Raw genomic sequence first — 18375 nt, forward strand, 5'->3', positions numbered from 1 at the left:
AACAGACAAAACATATTCAGCGCTAAAGTCTGAATAGACACTTAAAATAGAGTAAATTATGAACGACAAAACACATTTAGGCCACACCGCACGTAAACGCTTTGGACAAAACTTTTTACATGATGATTATATTATTGATTCAATTGTGGCAGCTATTGCACCACAACCAGATGATAATATTGTAGAAATTGGACCTGGTTTAGGTGCACTAACTGAGCCTGTAGCAAGTAAAGTAAAGGTACTAAATGTCGTTGAGCTTGATAGAGATCTTGCTGAGCGTCTTGCTAAGCACCCTACTCTTGCAGAAAAACTGAATATCACCCAAGCCGATGCAATGCAGTTTGATTTTGGCCAACTAGCAAGTGAAGATAATCAATTACGTGTATTTGGTAATCTTCCATACAACATTTCAACGCCACTTATGTTTCATCTTTTTGAGTTTGCAACAAAAATTAAAGACATGCATTTCATGTTACAAAAAGAAGTGGTTAATCGCCTTTGTGCTGGTCCAGACTGTAAAGCCTATGGCCGACTAACGGTAATGGCACAGTATTACTGTAAAGTCATTCCAGTGTTAGAAGTACCACCAACCGCCTTTATTCCTGCGCCTAAAGTTGACTCTGCAGTGGTACGTTTAGAGCCTTATGATGTACCGCCATTTTTTGCTAAAAGCATGAAATGTTTGAACCAAGTTTGTTCAATGGCTTTTAACCAACGTCGTAAAACAATTCGTAACTGTTTACGTGAAATTCTTGATGTAGAAGAATTACAAGCAATGGGTGTTGATCATACAAAACGCGCAGAAAATGTTAGCGTTGAAGAATATGTTCGCCTAGCTAATTACGTGTTTGATAGAAAAGAAAAAGAAGCGGAATAAAAAAATGGCAACGTATATTGTTGGTGATATTCAAGGCTGTTGTGATGAACTACAACAGCTACTTAATGTTGCTAACTTTATGCCTGAAAAAGATGAACTTTGGATAACCGGTGACTTAGTTGCCCGTGGTCCAAAGTCACTTGAGACCCTACGTTTTGTAAAAAATTTAGGGTCAAGTGCCAAGGTCATTTTAGGTAACCATGATTTACATCTACTCGCTATTTGGCAAGGTATCCACCAAGCCAAAGAAAATGATAAATTAACCCCTTTATTAAGCGCACACGATTGTGATGAATTGCTTGAATGGTTACGTCATCAGCCGCTGTTATTACGCCATCCAGAGTTTGATTTTGTCATGGTGCATGCCGGCATATCCCCGCAATGGACAATCAAACAAGCGGAGCAGTTCGCGCTTGAGGTCGAAAGCCAGTTACATAACAATCAATTCAAAAGCCTATTACAAAAAATGTATGGTAACCATCCTAATAGTTGGTCTGAAAAACTCGTAGGTGATGAACGACAGCGTTTTATTATTAATGCATTTACACGTATGCGTTACTGCTTTTTAGATGGTTCTTTAGAATTTAAAAATAAGCTTGGCCCAGCAGAAACAGACCCTAGTATCATGAAACCTTGGTTTGAAATTGATAGCCTAGATACAAGTAGCCCTATTCTATTTGGTCATTGGGCCGCATTGCTTGGCAATGTTGATAAAGAAGGGTTATATGCGTTAGATACCGGCTGTGTGTGGGGAAATAGTTTAACCATGTTACGTTGGCAAGACAAAAAAACATTCTCTCTTGCTTGCCCTGTACATAGTCAATAAACACACAACGATTAAATAAAATTGAGATTAGTCTGCTTGCTCAAATAAGATAACTTGGTTACGGCCATTATCTTTTGCTTGATAGAGTGCTTTATCGGCAATGCTTCATGCGGATTCAAGATCTCTTGCCTCTCCAGTAAACAGTCCAATACTTGCCGTTACTTTCAGCTCAAAACCATCGTTTAATATAAAACAATCATTTTCAATACGCTGACGTAATGCCGATAATCTTATTTCAATCTGTTTCTGGTTATCCGCGACTAATAAAAAGCAAAACTCTTCACCACCAAAACGAGCAACGACATCTTTACTTGCAACTTCCCCTTCGAAGTCTTCAATTAATAATGACCCTAACTGACGAAGTACAATATCACCGGCATCATGGCCATAGTTATCATTTACTTTTTTAAAGAAATCAATATCAAGTAACGCAACGCCTACTGTTAACGCTTTCTTTTTCGCACGAGCGAAAATGACATCTCCCAACTCAAAAAAGTGGCGACGATTAAACAGTCACATTAAGAAGTCTCTGGTTGCTAAAAACTTTAATTTTTTAATGTGCTCAAGCAATGCCATGTTCTGGTTAATACGGCAGAAAAATTCTTCTTCAAGGAAAGGTTTAGTAATAAAATCACTGCCACCTAGCTTCAAAAAGTGTTCAGATAACTGATTATTACCAAATGCAGACATGCCAATAATCGCCATATGCTGACTGCGATGCTTGCGACGAATCTGTTTAGTGAGTTCTAGCCCATCCATATTAGGCATATTAAAATCGGTTAATACCAGGCTAATATTAGGATGTTGTTGAATCTTTTCTAAGGCGTCAACACCATCAACGGCTTCTAAGACATTGAACTGATAAATAACTAAGAGGTGTTTAATATAAGAGCGGATGCTGTTTGAGTCATCAACAACTAAGACATCAAGCTCACAAGTACGCTTTAATTGACTGAGCAGTGAAACCACGTATTCAACGTTTGCAGGGCCCTCTTTTAATACGTAATCAACAATGCCTTTGGTGTAGATTTTTTTACGAAAGCTATCATCTAACTTACCGGTAAAAATAACAGAGGGAATATTATGTGCAAGCACGTAATCAATGACTTCACCATGAGGGGCATCGGGTAAATTAACATCAAGTAAACTGGCAAAAAACTCATGTCATTGGCTTCTAACAGTTTCTTTAAATCAGCAAACGTTTCAACGGCAATGACTTTAAAACCATCAACCGCTTCAACGCTGCGTTTCAAAATACGTGTAAACATCACACTGTCTTCTACGACTAAAATGTTTTTTGATAATTTGTTATACATCATCATCCCTGGTAAATGTTATCTATTATCACGGTAACACTTTGTTATCATTTTATGCGATCTAAGGTAACAAATTCACAGTTATGTGCATTTTTTTCATCTTTTAAATACATTTCACGTTCAACTTCATGCCATTGTGCAATCTGTTGATAATCAGGAAATTGTGTATCTCCTTTTGTTTTTAGGTCAATGAACGTCAGGTATAAACGATCCGCTTGTGCTAAAAACTGTTCATAAATAGTCGCGCCACCAATAATCATGACCTCTTCTGCATCACCCAGTAACTCTATCGCTTGCTCAAGTGTCTGAACGCACTCAACACCTTCTATTTTCAAACTTGTATTACGTGTTACCACGATATTTTTACGACCAGGTAACGGACGACCAATAGACTGGTAGGTTTTACGTCCCATAATAATCGGTTTTCCTAAGGTCACACGTTTAAAAAACTTGAGGTCAGCAGGTAAATGCCACGGCATTTTATTATCTAAACCGATCACTCGATCTTCAGCCATTGCGGCAATCATTGAAATTTTCATTTTATTCCTTAAAAAATTAATGCTATTTTTCACAAGATTATCAAATATAGTCTTTAAATGATGCATAAATATGTTAACTATTATGATGATAAAGACCCCCCTTTTAGTTAACAATACCTTTCTAGGTAGTCAAACGATAAACCCAATAGCACGGCATAGAAGATAGTTTAACGCTCATTTGATTGTGCTAACGCGGCACTGTATTTTTAAGCTAATGCCTTATAAAGAAAGGGGTATTTTATCCCACTTCATGTTATGGCACATCTAAGGTGAGTGACTATACTTCGATTTCACGCTTTGTATTTTGACACAATTTGCCTTGCTGACTTTGCATTTTGAAGTATCATGGCTGTTCATGACCTGTTATTAAAATGGAAAAGAATTATGTTAGGAAAAAAATCAATTATTAGTCTCCTGTCCATTATTGCTGTTCTTATTTGGGCAGTTTCAATTTGGTGGGGCTGGATGCCAAGCGCATATAACGTACAGCAAAAAACCACCGAGACCGCACAAATAAATAACCACAAAATGGTGTCTGGTTATACAACCACCTCAACGCTCATTGATGTCACTGATTGGCTGATCAACAAGCCCGGTGGTTTCTTAGCAAACGATATGACACCACCTGGCATTTTTATGGATAACATGCCGGCTTTCGAATATGGCGCACTGGAGCAAACGCGTGATTTAGCATTAGCTATGCGTTTAGACTTTAGTCGTTCTCAATCACAATCTACGGGTGATAAAGATTTAGAGATAGCGCAAAGTAAACTGAATATTTCCCATACAAGCTGGCAGTTACCGAGTGCAGAAAGCGAATATACCGATGCTATCAATGCATTAAAACGTTACCGCACGCGTTTAATTTCAGAAACAGCGACTGACGCACAATTCTATACACGTGCCGATAACTTAGGTGATTGGCTGCGTGAAGTAGAAAAACGTTTAGGCTCTATCTCGCACCGCTTAAGTGCAAGTGTTGGCCATGACAGATTCAACACCGCATTATCAGGCGATCCTAGTGCGAAGCAATCCACAGAAACAGCAAGCGAATCGATGGTAAAAACCTCATGGTGGAAAATTGATGATGTTTTTTATGAAAGCCGTGGCGCAACATGGGCCATCTTACATTTCCTAAAAGCCGTTGAGATTGACTTTTCTGATGTGCTTGAAAAGAAAAATGCACAAGCCAGCTTAAAACAAATTATTCGCGATTTAGAATCAACACAAGATCCTATTTGGACACCAATGATACTCAATGGCAGTGGTTTTGGTTTACTCGCAAACCATTCATTAGTCATGGCCAATTATGTATCTCGCGCAAATGCAGCCTTAATTGATCTTCGTCGCTTATTAGAACAGGGTTAAAGAATGAAAGGAGCAGGTGGTACATCCGGTGGCATAGGGACTTTTTTTATTGGTCTCATTATGATGATTGGTGGCTTTTATCTCTTACTTAACGCGATATCAGTGACCTCAAGCTTTGCCTTTAGTCGCAACTTATACCGTTTCTCTGGCATGGGTGGAGGTTACGCAATTACCAGCGGTATGGTGATGATCCCGTTTATGTTTGGTATTGGTTTAATCTTTTATAATAGTCGCAACATTATCGGTTGGGTGCTCTCGTTAGGTTCAATGACCGCACTTATCTTTGGCGTTATCTCATCGATTAATTTTAGCTTTAGAAGTATGAGTGCGTTTGATTTGATTGTTATTTTAGTGTTAGCGATTGGCGGGTTAGGGTTAGTATTAAAATCATTTAGAGCGGTTTCTGAATAGTTATACCTATTGCGATTAACCAGGCTCTAAAACAAAAAAAGGAGACAAAGCGTAACGCTTTGTCTCCTTTTTTATTATCTTATTTAAAGTGGCTTAGCTTAAAATCTAACCGCAGCACTTCTTGTATTTTTTCTCACTACCGCAAGAGCATGGATCATTACGTTGTGGTTTTTTCTCAAACGTTGTTGTTACAGGTTTATTTAAAAAACCATTAAGATCAACAATATTTTCTTCAGCGCTTTCATTAATTTCAATCTCAGCAAATAAATCATGTTCTTTTAATATTGCTTCAATCTCTACTTTTCGTGCGTCTGTTTTTACTGACATAACAAACGGAGACTCTTTTGTTCCCGATTTTGCTGCACGTTTAGTATTAAAACCGTAACTTGTATGTTTTGGTTTTTTCTCTTTTTTTCCTTTAAAGAAAAATTTATCTGACATCTTCTATTCCTCAAAAATCATTACCCAGCGTATCACTCATCAATGCTCGTCACTATGGCACAAGCAGAGTGATTATGAGGCGCAGTTTATACGATTGGCCTGCCTCGGTAAATCAGTATTGAAGGTAACGCTAAACCAAAACTTAATGCGCCTAAGATAAACAGCGTTTTTAAGCCGTTTTCAGTGACGATCTGCATCATCTCAACACTGTAACCAGCGCTATTAAGTTCTACTAATCCAATCACAGTGGTAAAAGCAAAACTACCCGGAATCATCGGTATTACCGACGCAACAGTAAACACCGGTCGTGGGATTAAACGTTTACGTGACCAATAAAGCCCTAAGAACCCCATGGAGCTGGATGCAATCAAAGTCGCCCACTCAATCTGCACACCAAAATCCATTAATAAAAAACGTAAGCTATGCGCAAATGCGCCACCAATTGCGCAATAAACCAACATTTTTTTAGGCACGTTAAACACCATTGCAAAACCAACGGCGGGCACAGCGGCAAATAACGCATCAATAATAATTAATTTTAATAACTCAATGAAGTATTCCATTAATGAATCCACCCCGACACGCCGGTTAACGCCATTGAGGCCACAATACCAATCGACACACTAATGGTTAATAACGTAGCAAATACCCAACGTGCAATACCCGTGCTGATATGCCCTTTTAACATATCCGACACCGCATTGATCAATGGAAAACCAGGGACTAATAATAATACTGACGCTGCCATCGCTATTTGTGGTTTATCACCAAATTCAAACAATACACCCAGGCTGGCAATCGATGTCGCTAGAAAAGCGGCTAAAGAAAAGTTCACAAAGGGATTATGATGACGATGAGCAAGTTCTTGACGTAATATCATAGCGGCTGACGAAGCAAAAAAAGTCGTGATATAAACCGGCCAGTCCCCACCAAAAAAATGACTGAAGCTTGAGCAGGAAAAACCAATCATTAATACCACTAACCAGCGGTTATATTTAAAAGGGGTTAAACGCGCTAAGCGCTCTTTGACTTGTGTTGCATCAAGCAGGCGTTTCTCAAGCATCACGCAAATACGTAATACGTCACAAACCATCTGCATATTGATGCCACGATCATAACAGCGCCTTGTTGTGGTAATACAATTACCTTCGAACAAACTGGTAATAACAATCGCATCGGAGCTTACTGACAGTTCAATGCTTTGTGCTCCAAGCGCGAGGCCGATACGTTGTGTTGTTTGTTCAACAAGACGGCTTTCTGCGCCATGTTGATGCAAAATTTGTCCAGCAGTTACCGCAATACGAGTTAACTCCGTTTGCGCATCTTGATTTAAACTCATTGAAAATAGATTCCACCAATGAAAAAAGGGATCATATCGGGAACCATAAAAAAATCTTTGTTTTTTATCACATAAAGGCGGGGATTTTAAAAATAGTTACTGGTGAATCACAATATGAGTTCACCAGCAAGCTTTGAGGTTATAGCTGTGATTCAGCTAATTTTAGATCTAATGTCGCTTTAAGGAGTTTGAATAACAAAATAGCCGCATCAATCTCTTCTTTACGATTAGTTAAACTTTCAATGTTTAGACCAAAAGGAATATCCAAAGGAAGACATGCCTGCAATATCTGTTCAAAGTTATTTCGATTAATCAGTAACGATTCTTTTAATGGGTTTTCAGATTCTAAAATACGCAACTTAGTCGCTTCAGGTACTGAAATGCCTAACCACTCAATGAACTCGAGTGTTTTTTCACTACCACAAGGAGAGAAGGTTAAAACGATACGTTTAGGTTTCACGCCATCTTTTTTACACTGTGACGCATAACGCGTTAATAAGTCGATTGTCGCTTGCGCGTTATAGACAGCCTGTGAGATGAAAAACTCACAACCCCGTACCACTTTATTATTTAGGCGTATATGTTCATCACCTTTATTGATATGTCGTTCTGCAATAGTCACGCCACCTAAATGAAAGTCTAAATTGTGCTCTTTTAAAACACCATAAGCATCATTCAATGATAACTTAATTTCACCTTCCGCTGATGGACTGCCTACTAATACAATGTCACGTACTGAAAATTGGTGCCATGCATCATTTAGCCATGTTGAAAAGTCAGCACTATCTCGCTGTGAAACACTCTTATAAGTGATAACAGGTTTATTACATTTATCATGTAGTAGTTTTGAATATAGACGAGAGTCGTGGGTATATTTAAACGGGAAAGGACGCGGTTTATCAATACGTGATGTTTCATCTTGAATGTCATAAACAATCAAACCATCGTAATCAATCTCATCTAAACGACTAAGTAGTTTATCGGCAATGCCTGAAACAAGTTCAATATCCGTATCCTGTTTAGGCGGCGTTGTACCAATAAAGTACACCCCCTGCTTGGGATCGCTGGATTTGTTTTTTAAAATGGAGTCAGACATAAATACTTCCTTGAAAAATGAAGCCTAAATTGTCGCATAAATGCTAGTTAATTAATAATGAATAAGCGTCTAATATATAATAAATAAGCATGTTACTAATAATAAATTAGCGTTAGTTTTCAACAAACTTTTCGCGTTATACTAAGGCACAATAAGCAAACTTTAACAGTGTAAAAATTATGCGACAGCCAAGATTTTATGACCCACAACCACTCGCCATCACAGAAACCGTTAAACTGGGTGATGATGCGACGCAACATATCCGTGTTTTACGACTTAAAGTTGATAGCACAATCACGCTTTTTAATGGCCAAGGTGGCGAATTTAACGCCACGTTAATTGATGTGCAAAAACGCAGTTGTACTGTGCATATTGATAGTTTCACTGAAACCAATAACGAAAGCCCACTTCATCTGCATTTAGGCCAGGTTATTTCCCGTGGCGATCGCATGGAGTTTGTTATTCAAAAAGCCGTTGAGTTAGGGGTTAATGAAATAACGCCTCTCGTAAGCGAGCGTTGTGGGGTTAAAATAAACCTTGAACGCATGGAGAAAAAGCAACAACAGTGGCAGAAAATAGCGATTGCTGCCTGTGAGCAATCCGGTCGTAACGTCGTGCCCACTATTCATGCCACACAGCCTTTATTAGACTGGTGTTCAGCGTCAAGTGATGCGGTTAAATTAACACTGCATCCCCGTGCTAAATACTCGATCAATACATTGCCAGAAAAGCTAACCAACATCTCGCTTTTGATAGGCCCAGAAGGTGGCTTGAGTGACCAAGAAATCGAGTTAACTGAAACACTTAATTTTACAGAAACACTACTCGGGCCACGTATTTTACGCACCGAAACGGCAGCGTTAACCGCAATAACCGCATTACAGTGTCGCTTTGGTGACCTAGCTTAAGGATAAAAAATGACTATTAAAATCGGGATCGTAATGGATCCAATTCAAGATGTAAAAATTCATAAAGACTCAAGCTTTGCGATGTTATTAGAAGCGCAGTCTCGTGGCTGGGAACTTTATTACATGGAGATGAAAGATCTCTATTTAGAAGATGGTCGCAGTTTTGCAAGTTCTAAAAAACTCACAGTACAACGTGAAGAAGGTAATTTTTATCAACTTGAAGAAGCGGTTGATCATGCTCTTTCTGATTTAGACGCGGTATTAATGCGTAAAGATCCCCCTTTTGACACTGAATTTGTTTACGCAACTTACCTGTTAGAGCGCGCGGAAGATGAAGGCTGTTTGATTGTTAATAAACCACAGAGCCTACGTGATGCTAACGAAAAACTATTTACCGCTTGGTTTAGTGAATTTACGCCAACGACCTTAGTGACACGTAGTAGCGCAAGAATTCGAGCATTCCACGCCAAACATAAAGATGTCATCTTAAAACCGCTTGATGGTATGGGTGGCGCGTCTATTTTCCGCATTAAAGAAAAAGATGCCAACTTAGGCGTGATCATCGAAACCTTAACCGAGCATGAAACGCGTTACACAATGGCACAAGCATTTATCCCTGATATTAAAGATGGCGATAAACGTATCCTGATTGTTGACGGTGAGCCAATGCCATATGCGCTGGCACGTATTCCCGCTAAAGGTGAGACACGTGGTAATTTAGCAGCCGGTGGCCGTGGTGTAGCACAGCCGTTGTCAGAATCTGATTGGCATATTGCGAACAGCATCGGTCCTAAGCTAAAAGAAAAAGGCCTTATTTTTGTTGGTCTTGACGTGATTGGTGACAAAGTGACAGAAATTAATGTAACGAGCCCAACCTGTATTCAAGAGATAGATAACGCATACGGCACAAACATTGCTGGTAAGTTAATGGATGCAATTGAAAAGCGTATTCGATAATTTATTATAAATAGCCATACTTAGCATAACTAGGCTTCAATTTATGCCTAGTTTCTCGGCACAATTTACTTTGCTGATTTTGCATCTGAAGTAGCATGGGTATATGGCTAGCAAGGAGGTTCACATGACTGAAAAAAATAATAAAAGTAGTGACTCTACACTTCAACAGGATGAAGTGTTTGTTGATAGTGATAAAACAGAGGTGATCACCACCCTTAAAAATCATTTTTTAATTGCCATGCCAACACTGACTGATCCCTATTTTAAAAAGTCGGTTGTTTATCTCTGTGAGCATGATGAAGAAGGCGCGATGGGGTTTATTATTAACTTTCCCGTTAAGCTTACCCTGCAAGAACTGCTCAGTAATGTAGAAAGCATCAAACACCAACCAGAGCCTCCACTCACCGAATCTGTATTTTTAGGTGGCCCCCTTGAACTTGAACGAGGTTTTGTTTTACATAGCCCGCTTATCGACAACTCACAAAGCACAGAGCTCAATGAGCAGTTATTAATGTCCAACTCCAATGCAGTGTTATCAACGCTTGGTACGGACAATGAACCTGAAAAATATTTAGTGACACTTGGGTACGCAAGTTGGAGTTCAGGTCAATTAGAACAAGAGATGAATGATAATCACTGGCTGACCATCGAAAGTGAAAACGATATTATCTTTAATACCCCTGCAGAAAAACGCTGGAGTGCCTCTTTGCAGCGTTTGGGCATCACACCAGAGCAACTAACCACCACAACCGGACACGCATGACAGATAATATTACAACAGAAAAAGCACCACAAAGCTTACTTGGCTTTGATTTTGGCACCAAAAGCATTGGTGTTGCAACAGGTCAAATGATCACTGCAACCGCACAACCTATCCATGCCATTAAAGCCAATGATGGCATTCCTAATTGGGATATCGTCGAAAAGGTCATTAAAGAGTGGCAACCCGATTTAGTGGTTGTTGGATTACCGCTGAATATGGATGGCACAGAGCAGCCCATCACACAACGTGCTAAGACATTTGCAAATCGTCTTAACGGCCGTTTTGGCGTCAAAACTGCGTTACAAGATGAACGTCTCACAACCGCAAGTGCTAAAGAGTTTATTTTCGAACGTGGTGGTTTTAAAGCGCTCGACAAAGGAAAAGTGGATAGCGTTTCCGCGGCTTTAATTTTAGAGAGTTGGATGGAAAGTCAGTACGATTAGAGCTCAAAAAAGCTGTCAGTTTTTAGCTGTCAGCGTTCAGTTAAGGTCAAAATCGGTTAACCACGAAGGAAAAGGAAGTTAAATCTTAATTAGGCTTTTTGAATTACCTTGGTGTTTTTAGTGATGAGTGGTCGTTACTTTTAAAATAGACGGCGGGAACAATCCCGCTCTACAGACTATTACCCCTGGTTAATACGCTCAGCTAATGCTTTATATTCTTCACCAATATTGTCACCAAACAATGGATCTTCATAATGATTATGTTGCCACTGTTGCTCAAGGTTAGCCCAGTCATCTGCCGATAAACTCTCACGAATGGCAGGTAAAATTTGCGACTCTTCATACATAAGATGAGCGGCTTGCAACTCAACAAATACCGATAATTTTTCCAAGCACAACTGTTTAGGTACAATCGCGTCTAACAAGACCATTTCAACTAATTCATCAAGCTCAATGGTGACCTCTTTAATCAGCTTGTGCTCTTTTGACAAACGAATAGCAATGGCATCAGGCACAACACGATATTTGAGGTAATACGCATAGATAAGGTCTTCCATTGGATGATGGTACTTATCGGCATAGTTTCTTAAATAAGTAATAATCGCTTTTATTAAGCGGTAATCTATTTTTTCATCTTCTTCTAATAATTTTATTTTTTTACGTAAAATTCGTAGTAGCTGGTTAATATTACGGTGATCATTGTGAATAATTTCTAGCATAATAGACACTCTTCATTAGATTTAGTCTCCATTATAAAACCTCAAAAATAAAAAACTCTGCCTTAAATCAAACTACCAATTGATTTTATTTTTATCCAAGCGAGTCAGAATCTCATTAACCTCTTTAAAATGTCCACAACCTAAAAAACCACGATATGCCGACAAAGGAGAAGGATGCACTGACTTTAAAATAGTATGTTTAGCTTCATCAATAAACAGTCCTTTTTTATGTGCGTAACCTCCCCACAGCAGGAAAATAACACCGCTTTGTGATTCATTTAATTGCTTAATCACATTATCAGTAAAAGTTTCCCAACCTTGTTTTGCATGGCTACCCGCATTGCTTTTCTCAACGCTTAATACCGCATTGAGTAGCAATACTCCTTGCTCGGCCCAATGCGTTAAATTACCTGACTCAGGCACTTCAAATCCATCAATACTGTCCGCGAGTTCTTTATAGATATTACGTAAGGAAGGTGGCACTTTTACCCCATCAGGCACAGAAAAACTAAGCCCGTGCGCTTGCCCTTCGCCGTGATAAGGATCTTGTCCTAAAATAACCACTTTGACGTTTTCTAACGGACAAAGGTCCAATGCATTAAAATATAAAGCCTCACTGGGATATACCTCTTTTCCCGCTATCGTCTGATTTTCGAGAAAAACAGAAAGCGCTTGATAATAGGCTTTTTGTTTCTCTAACTGTATAAACTTTTGCCAATTCATTTCTTTATCCTTTTATTTTTCACAATTAAAATATAACGCCTAAGCAATTGTTAAATATTAACTTAACGGCAACAACCCATTAACAATCAAGGTTGAAATATTATTACAGACGCTAAAATTGACCTAAAACAAAGCTTTATTAGGCTAGATCAGCAATACTAATATTCGCATTGACCTAGCGCAATAAACAAACAACTAACCCACACAAAAAATATGTGATTATTGATTTACATCAAGCAAAACAGGTCATATAATCAGCGTAGATTTATTAAACGCAGTTGGTGCAATTGTATTAATAGTACCGAACTGTAATTTTATTACACAACTTTACACTAATAAAGGAGCTCCACATGGCTTTTGGTATTCAAATCACTCAATCTGACAACGCATCTCTTCTTAACTCTTTTTGGTTATTAGATGAAGCAAATGCTCAAGCACGTTGTTTATGTGTTAAAGACAACGCTTATGCAGAAGATCAAGTTGTTTCAATCGCTGATCTTGGCGAAATCGAATATAAAGAGATCGCAATTCAAGCACCTGCAGCACAAGAAGGTGGCCAACACTTAAACGTAAATGTACTACGTAAAGAGACGTTGGAAGATGCAATCAAGCACCCAGAAAACTACCCACAATTAACAATTCGTGTTTCTGGTTATGCTGTACGTTTTAACTCTCTAACAGCTGAACAAAAAGCTGATGTAATGACACGTACATTTACAGAAAGTATGTAGCATTTAAAAAATGAGTAACAAAAAACCTAATAACCATTGTTATTAGGTTTTTTATTTCTACATTGGAATTCTGTTCTTTCTACTTTAAAGGATGGGTTAATACTCTTCAACAGCTCACCTCGTTATTTCCCTCTTCAAAATAATTCTAAATTTCAATGCCTAGTTCATTAAAAATTGCAGTTACACGTTTGCCATTTTCTTATTAAAACCCAAAGAACTTATATAGAAAACACCTCCGTATATTTCACTCGATGGTTTTATATGCAGATTAACGCTTCTCACCTTTAGCATGCGTTCCTAGTGTCACAATCAAAATACCACCTAATACCAGTAATGATGAGATAAGTAACTGCGCTGTGATTGTTTCATGAGTAAAAACAACACCACCAAAAGTGGCAATAATCGGTACGGTTAACTGTAAAATAGCAGCTTGGGTCACATTCAGCCCTTTTAACGCTGCATACCATATTGCATAACCAAGACCAGAGGTAAGCGCACCAGAGACTATCGCAAGTAACAAACCTTCATGACTTATATTGTGCATTTCTAGTGTGAAGATAATGAGTAGCGCCACAAAAGGAAGGGTTCTGATAAAATTATTCGCGGTATTTACCAATGGATTTTTAGCTTGTTTACCCGCTAAAGTATAAAATCCCCATGCACATCCCGAGATGCCCATTAATAGAAACCCCACTAAAGGAGGGGTGCTAGCGCAGGGTAGTAATAACAAGGTAAGTCCAGAAAAGGCAACCAGTAATCCTACCCATTCAATCGGCCGTAACATTTTCCCTTTTAACACATTCATAAAAATCATGGTGACTTGCACAGCCCCAAATAATATTAGCGCACCAACACCGGTATCAAGTGTTATATAAGCAAAAGAAAAAGTAATCATATAGATGAAAAGGTAGCAGGCAGAGGACCAACTGCCCTCTTGAAAATTAAACCGACCTCGGTGTTTTAACATAATCAAGATAACGAGAAAGAGCGCACCAGAAATAAGGCGGACAGCGGTAAAACTACTGGCATCAATCACATCCCCTTTTAACGCATAACGGCATAAAATAGAATTACCAGCAAAGGCCAGTAGCGCGATCGCTGTGTATAAAATTGTTTTCAAAGGCCGGCCTCAAATTATTAATCTAGTTTAATGATATCACTTGACCACTACACAGTGAATAAGCCCAGACCTGCAACTATCGGAGGACAATGATGGATAATATAGCTTGATTGGAAATCATAGTCCCCCCTTGCAGGTAGAAGACATTTAAAGCTAAGTATTGAACATTTTAGCGTGTTTTTTACTCAGTAAATAAAAATAAGGGAATAATCGGGCGAACTCTTTTCTCCTCACCAGAAAATAGTCACTCGCCTTCAGGCGAAATCACTGCGATTTGGGATTTAAAAGGCAACAATAAGCGCTAGTGTTACAGCAGTAATAGATTGGGAGTCTATGGCTTTCAAATCTTAAGCATTTGATTTTGTTTACATCAGTATATGGATGTCCTCGATCTTCACTCGATCTTTACTCGATCTTTAACTGTTGTAGCTAAGTGAAATTGGCTACAAATTTATAGTTTTCTACGACACTATGGATTCATTGCGATCTAACTTTCAGCGAGTAAAAGAAGCAAGCTTAATTGTAAATGATCAAGCTTACTCTCAGGGCAAGCGCATTATAAATGCGATTGAACAATTTAAAGCAATTCAAAAGCAATTCACCACGAAGGTATGAAGAAAAAGAAGGTTAAAGGACAAATTGAATTTTTGTTCTTGGTTTCTTCGTGTTCTCTGTGTAACGAAGTGGCTTCGTGGTCGTTTTTTATTGAAATAATAGGGAACAATGCTATAGCAAGACGTATTCTGGAGTGCTAAAAGCATTTTCAATTATAATGCGCTTGCCGTGACTATAGGCCACGTTTCACCCTAGAAAACCGACTTACACTTTATGACAATTCAAGATTAAAGACCTGATACCAGCGTTGTAAAGTTGTAAGAGGTAGAGGTAGAGGTCGGCAAGGAAGGTGGCAGTAATTGCCGTTCTAAATTCAATGGCAGTGAAATCTTGCCCTTATACCCTTAAGTATCTTAACTATTTTTTGGCGAAATTTATCACTTCTGCGTTAAAAATTTCGTAACGGCAACAACTATTAAACAGTACCTATTATCCTATTTTAGTTAATATACAAAAGAGAATTAACCAAGACGACCTTTCAAAAACTTCAACCACCTGTTATTCCTGACAATTTTATTTAATATGCTAAAAATAAAAAGCTCACTCAGAACATCAAATAAAAGCATTAACAAAACAAAAACATTCACAAAATAAAGTTGGCCCCCTCTTTGCACCTTATTAAAAACTAAGAATCAAGAATTAAGAATTAAAGTAACTACTCAGCACCCGCCTAAAACGGGTGCTTTTTATACGAAAGTAGACAGTAACTGCTCAGGACTAAGTTATTTATGCTTAGTTCAAGGCGAAAAAGCGCAGTTTAGTCGTTTAAATGAGCATTTTTTAACGATGAAATAGGCTTAAATAGCGACGTCCTGAGTAGTTACGAATTAATTATAAATTCAGACAATACAGTACTAAATGCAGCAGAGTTTTAGTTGCCTTCATAATTTAAAGGATAATATTATGCTTAAAAGTGAAATCATTACAGACATTTCAGCTTCACCAGAAACTAACAAATTTGTTCTTGAAAGTTTTGATATAAAGCATGCTGGCCATATGCAATACATGGTGATGAAGAGTGAAATTGACGGTGAAAAAATAATGTGTGCACTTGCCGGTGGAAGCATTGTTGGTAACGATGTTAATTTAACGGTAATTGGTACTGGCGCTTATGAAGCATTAGATTCATTACCTGGTGATGATATTCAACTTTATGCTTTAAGCGAGGATGATGACGTTATGGCTCAGCAAATTCCTGGCATTCTCGAAACACAAAAAACGGGTAGCCGTTTATGTTTTATCAGTAATAGCTTAGTTGAGCGTCAGCAACAAATTATGAAAGCATTTTCACTGACAAGTGCTAGCTCGGCAATATAATGAACCCGTTCTCATTAAAGCAGCCGTATTATAACCAGCAGCCAAGCAACAACCTTCATGCCCGAGTTACTTTATCGGGCATCTCGGGGTAAAGCAAAAATACGCTATCAGTACGCAGGGGGTCACCCATTGGCCTTTTCGATTAGCTCTTATAAAGTTTGTTTTTTCGCTAGCGCTCACTGTGGCAGTGTTTGATCTTACATTGCAGAGGTTTCGCCAGTGGCGAGTTACTCTTTTCTGTCGAGCAGAAAAGAGTAACCAGAAAAGAGCTCGCCCGATTATTCCCTTCATTTGATTTAAAGATTGTTTTAACCGCACCAGTGCTTACAGAACATCCATGTTCTGAAGCGCACTTACCCCTGACGTCCTGTCAGGCGTTGCTAAAACAAACTTAAAATCAAAGAGAATACAACGGGAGTATTGCAGCGTGCACTGTGTAATGACAGACGCTTTGATGTTCAGTTTTTGAAATAGTAGTCAGAATTCAAGAGCAAAAAATACAATCATCAAAACTACTTAAGCGGTGACATGTTAGGCAAAAAGGTTTGGGTATCCCGTAGTTTACTTTCAATATATAGACAATGAAACTAAACAAACCAAAACACACAAGCTAGTCATACTCGAATTTTTATGGCTTATTTTGCTTCATGTATTGCCTAAAGGATTACAGCGCATTAGGGATTACGGATTCTTAAGAGGCAATGCCAAACAGTTACGACTGCAAATCTTACTATTATTGGGCATCAATATCGATTCAGTTTCGACACCTCAAAAGAGCAAACAGTCAAAGTGCATTTGCCCATATTATCAGCATCAAATGAGTTTTATGGGAATGAATCGACTGAGAGGTTAACTTGTCACCAAGCTTGATCTTAAGTGATCGTTTAGTAGGAAGGATGAAATCTGAGATAAAGAGGTGTAATGGCATTCAACAAAAACAGATAACAGACTGATATAATTGAGTTATCAATTGTATGATAGCGACACTCGCCTAAAGAAAAGTAACACCATCGATTTAGCCCACTCCCAAAATCGCTATTTACTATAAAGAGAAGCAACTCCCGATCGGGCTTGTCCAACACCCGAATAAGGTGTCGGCTGCGCGACACCTATTCTTGTTTGTTAGCCAACATTTCAAAGCAAGCTTGTGCTGATTTATTTACAAGTTTTGAGGCTGGCAACTCAAATAAATTAACACAATCTTTTGCTAATTTATAACCAACTGAATAACCAGTGTGCCTAGGAATACTATTGCTCCCAAAAAACCATGCATTATGATCATAACAACTGTTCAATAACTCAGGTTTTGCTTTAATAAGAAATTTTTCTATTTGTTCTTTGGACAATACATTTGCATATATCGGTACTTTATTTGATCTTAATTCTGTTTCAAATAAACAGGCTAGACCTTCACTAATTAAGGCTTCACCAAGAGTAAGTCCATAACCAACATGTTTGTGTCTAGCACAATGATGTAATTCATGACCTAAAGTAACTAAAAACTCATTATTGAATGTTTTTAATAAACCTTCGTTATCAGGATCAATAGTGATGTAAGCGATATCTTCCGAAGGACTATAACCACCAAAACCAGTTTCAGGTAGTACACCATTACCTACTTTCACCACAACATCTACATTCTCAATCAGTAATATATTTTGAATCTGGTCGACTGCAATTTTAAACTGGCAATTTATTAGGTCTTCAATAGCAGACAATTTTTTACTGGAATTTAGAATATGTAATTGAACTGTCACGATACACTCCAGATACGTTGTTGGCTAACGCCGCACTAAGCGGACTAAAAGAGTGGGTTAAAATGTGTAGCGAAGCGAAACGTAACCCACTGTTTTAGTTCCGTTTAAG

The 18375-nt window shown here is 38.3% G+C and carries 22 protein-coding genes and 1 pseudogene; 11 read left to right on the plus strand and 12 right to left on the minus strand.

Annotation, left to right across the window (positions count from 1 at the left end; all coding sequences use genetic code 11):
• The first annotated feature begins 58 nt into the window (after window positions 1-58).
• Window positions 59-877, plus strand: coding sequence for a 16S rRNA (adenine(1518)-N(6)/adenine(1519)-N(6))-dimethyltransferase RsmA (rsmA, locus tag CXF74_RS14585; RefSeq protein WP_101083264.1), 819 nt, complete (start codon window positions 59-61; stop codon window positions 875-877).
• Window positions 878-881: 4 nt separating this feature from the next.
• The gene (locus tag CXF74_RS14590) at window positions 882-1703 is read left to right on the plus strand and encodes a symmetrical bis(5'-nucleosyl)-tetraphosphatase (protein WP_101083265.1); all 822 of its coding nucleotides are present in this window, start codon (window positions 882-884) and stop codon (window positions 1701-1703) included.
• Window positions 1704-1808: 105 nt separating this feature from the next.
• Here the strand turns inward: CXF74_RS14590 and CXF74_RS14595 are convergent, their stop codons facing one another.
• From CXF74_RS14595 to folA, 4 genes are read right to left on the minus strand one after another with little or no spacing between them, the layout of a single operon-like run.
• On the minus strand, window positions 1809-2216 hold the full coding sequence (locus CXF74_RS14595; RefSeq protein ID WP_101083266.1) for a GGDEF domain-containing protein: 408 nt from the start codon (window positions 2214-2216) through the stop codon (window positions 1809-1811).
• Complete coding sequence (locus CXF74_RS14600) at window positions 2217-2798, minus strand: response regulator (RefSeq protein ID WP_157822417.1); 582 nt, start codon at window positions 2796-2798, stop codon at window positions 2217-2219. It lies immediately after the preceding gene.
• Complete coding sequence (locus CXF74_RS14605; protein ID WP_101083268.1) at window positions 2753-3019, minus strand: hypothetical protein; 267 nt, start codon at window positions 3017-3019, stop codon at window positions 2753-2755. The genes CXF74_RS14600 and CXF74_RS14605 overlap by 46 nt, the downstream gene beginning before the upstream one ends.
• A 47-nt stretch (window positions 3020-3066) precedes the next feature.
• On the minus strand, window positions 3067-3558 hold the full coding sequence (folA, locus tag CXF74_RS14610) for a type 3 dihydrofolate reductase (RefSeq protein WP_101083269.1): 492 nt from the start codon (window positions 3556-3558) through the stop codon (window positions 3067-3069).
• Between the two features lie 381 nt (window positions 3559-3939).
• On the opposite strand from folA, the gene CXF74_RS14615 reads away from it, so the two are divergent.
• Together CXF74_RS14615 and CXF74_RS14620 are read left to right on the plus strand one after the other, a co-directional pair.
• Window positions 3940-4926 (plus strand): DUF2333 family protein, encoded by a 987-nt coding sequence (locus CXF74_RS14615; protein WP_442965955.1) that lies wholly within the window; start codon window positions 3940-3942, stop codon window positions 4924-4926.
• Window positions 4927-4929: 3 nt separating this feature from the next.
• Entirely contained in the window at window positions 4930-5337 is a 408-nt protein-coding gene (locus tag CXF74_RS14620; RefSeq protein WP_101083271.1) for a hypothetical protein, read from the plus strand.
• A 105-nt stretch (window positions 5338-5442) separates the two neighbouring features.
• Here CXF74_RS14620 and CXF74_RS14625 read toward each other — a convergent pair whose 3' ends face one another.
• From CXF74_RS14625 to CXF74_RS14640, 4 genes are all read right to left on the minus strand, one after another.
• Complete coding sequence (locus CXF74_RS14625) at window positions 5443-5778, minus strand: PBPRA1643 family SWIM/SEC-C metal-binding motif protein (protein WP_101083272.1); 336 nt, start codon at window positions 5776-5778, stop codon at window positions 5443-5445.
• An 86-nt stretch (window positions 5779-5864) separates the two neighbouring features.
• The gene (locus tag CXF74_RS14630; RefSeq protein ID WP_101083273.1) at window positions 5865-6341 is read right to left on the minus strand and encodes a threonine/serine exporter family protein; all 477 of its coding nucleotides are present in this window, start codon (window positions 6339-6341) and stop codon (window positions 5865-5867) included.
• The gene (locus tag CXF74_RS14635) at window positions 6341-7117 is read right to left on the minus strand and encodes a threonine/serine ThrE exporter family protein (RefSeq protein ID WP_101083274.1); all 777 of its coding nucleotides are present in this window, start codon (window positions 7115-7117) and stop codon (window positions 6341-6343) included. Before CXF74_RS14635 ends, CXF74_RS14630 begins: the two co-directional genes overlap by 1 nt.
• Before the next feature lie 139 nt (window positions 7118-7256).
• On the minus strand, window positions 7257-8213 hold the full coding sequence (locus CXF74_RS14640; protein ID WP_101083275.1) for a methylenetetrahydrofolate reductase: 957 nt from the start codon (window positions 8211-8213) through the stop codon (window positions 7257-7259).
• A gap of 179 nt (window positions 8214-8392) precedes the next feature.
• On the opposite strand from CXF74_RS14640, the gene rsmE reads away from it, so the two are divergent.
• From rsmE to ruvX, 4 genes are all read left to right on the plus strand, one after another.
• A complete protein-coding gene (gene rsmE, locus CXF74_RS14645; RefSeq protein WP_101083276.1) occupies window positions 8393-9121 on the plus strand; it encodes a 16S rRNA (uracil(1498)-N(3))-methyltransferase in 729 nt (242 codons plus the stop codon).
• 9 nt (window positions 9122-9130) lie between these two features.
• Window positions 9131-10078, plus strand: a complete 948-nt coding sequence (gshB, locus tag CXF74_RS14650; RefSeq protein WP_101083277.1) for a glutathione synthase — start codon at window positions 9131-9133, stop codon at window positions 10076-10078.
• A 124-nt stretch (window positions 10079-10202) separates the two neighbouring features.
• Window positions 10203-10841, plus strand: coding sequence for a YqgE/AlgH family protein (locus tag CXF74_RS14655; protein ID WP_198552867.1), 639 nt, complete (start codon window positions 10203-10205; stop codon window positions 10839-10841).
• Complete coding sequence (ruvX, locus tag CXF74_RS14660; RefSeq protein ID WP_101083278.1) at window positions 10838-11284, plus strand: Holliday junction resolvase RuvX; 447 nt, start codon at window positions 10838-10840, stop codon at window positions 11282-11284. The genes CXF74_RS14655 and ruvX overlap by 4 nt, the downstream gene beginning before the upstream one ends.
• 179 nt (window positions 11285-11463) lie before the next feature.
• Here ruvX and CXF74_RS14665 read toward each other — a convergent pair whose 3' ends face one another.
• Both CXF74_RS14665 and ung read right to left on the minus strand, forming a co-directional pair.
• Window positions 11464-12003, minus strand: a complete 540-nt coding sequence (locus CXF74_RS14665) for a hemerythrin domain-containing protein (RefSeq protein WP_101083279.1) — start codon at window positions 12001-12003, stop codon at window positions 11464-11466.
• Between the two features lie 72 nt (window positions 12004-12075).
• Complete coding sequence (gene ung, locus CXF74_RS14670; protein ID WP_101083280.1) at window positions 12076-12726, minus strand: uracil-DNA glycosylase; 651 nt, start codon at window positions 12724-12726, stop codon at window positions 12076-12078.
• Between the two features lie 350 nt (window positions 12727-13076).
• On the opposite strand from ung, the gene grcA reads away from it, so the two are divergent.
• Window positions 13077-13457, plus strand: a complete 381-nt coding sequence (grcA, locus tag CXF74_RS14675; protein WP_101083281.1) for an autonomous glycyl radical cofactor GrcA — start codon at window positions 13077-13079, stop codon at window positions 13455-13457.
• A gap of 268 nt (window positions 13458-13725) precedes the next feature.
• Here grcA and CXF74_RS14680 read toward each other — a convergent pair whose 3' ends face one another.
• Window positions 13726-14577, minus strand: coding sequence for a DMT family transporter (locus tag CXF74_RS14680; protein ID WP_232772539.1), 852 nt, complete (start codon window positions 14575-14577; stop codon window positions 13726-13728).
• A 1518-nt stretch (window positions 14578-16095) separates the two neighbouring features.
• On the opposite strand from CXF74_RS14680, the gene CXF74_RS14685 reads away from it, so the two are divergent.
• Together CXF74_RS14685 and CXF74_RS23130 are read left to right on the plus strand one after the other, a co-directional pair.
• The gene (locus CXF74_RS14685; protein WP_101083282.1) at window positions 16096-16509 is read left to right on the plus strand and encodes a hypothetical protein; all 414 of its coding nucleotides are present in this window, start codon (window positions 16096-16098) and stop codon (window positions 16507-16509) included.
• Between the two features lie 559 nt (window positions 16510-17068).
• Window positions 17069-17362 (plus strand): annotated as a pseudogene (locus tag CXF74_RS23130) (transposase); the annotation flags it as partial.
• 256 nt (window positions 17363-17618) lie between these two features.
• Here CXF74_RS23130 and CXF74_RS14695 read toward each other — a convergent pair.
• The gene (locus CXF74_RS14695) at window positions 17619-18266 is read right to left on the minus strand and encodes a DUF2268 domain-containing putative Zn-dependent protease (RefSeq protein WP_157822418.1); all 648 of its coding nucleotides are present in this window, start codon (window positions 18264-18266) and stop codon (window positions 17619-17621) included.
• Window positions 18267-18375: the final 109 nt, after the last annotated feature.

Source organism: Psychromonas sp. Urea-02u-13, from assembly GCF_002835995.1.
Taxonomy (GTDB): Bacteria; Pseudomonadota; Gammaproteobacteria; order Enterobacterales; family Psychromonadaceae; genus Psychromonas.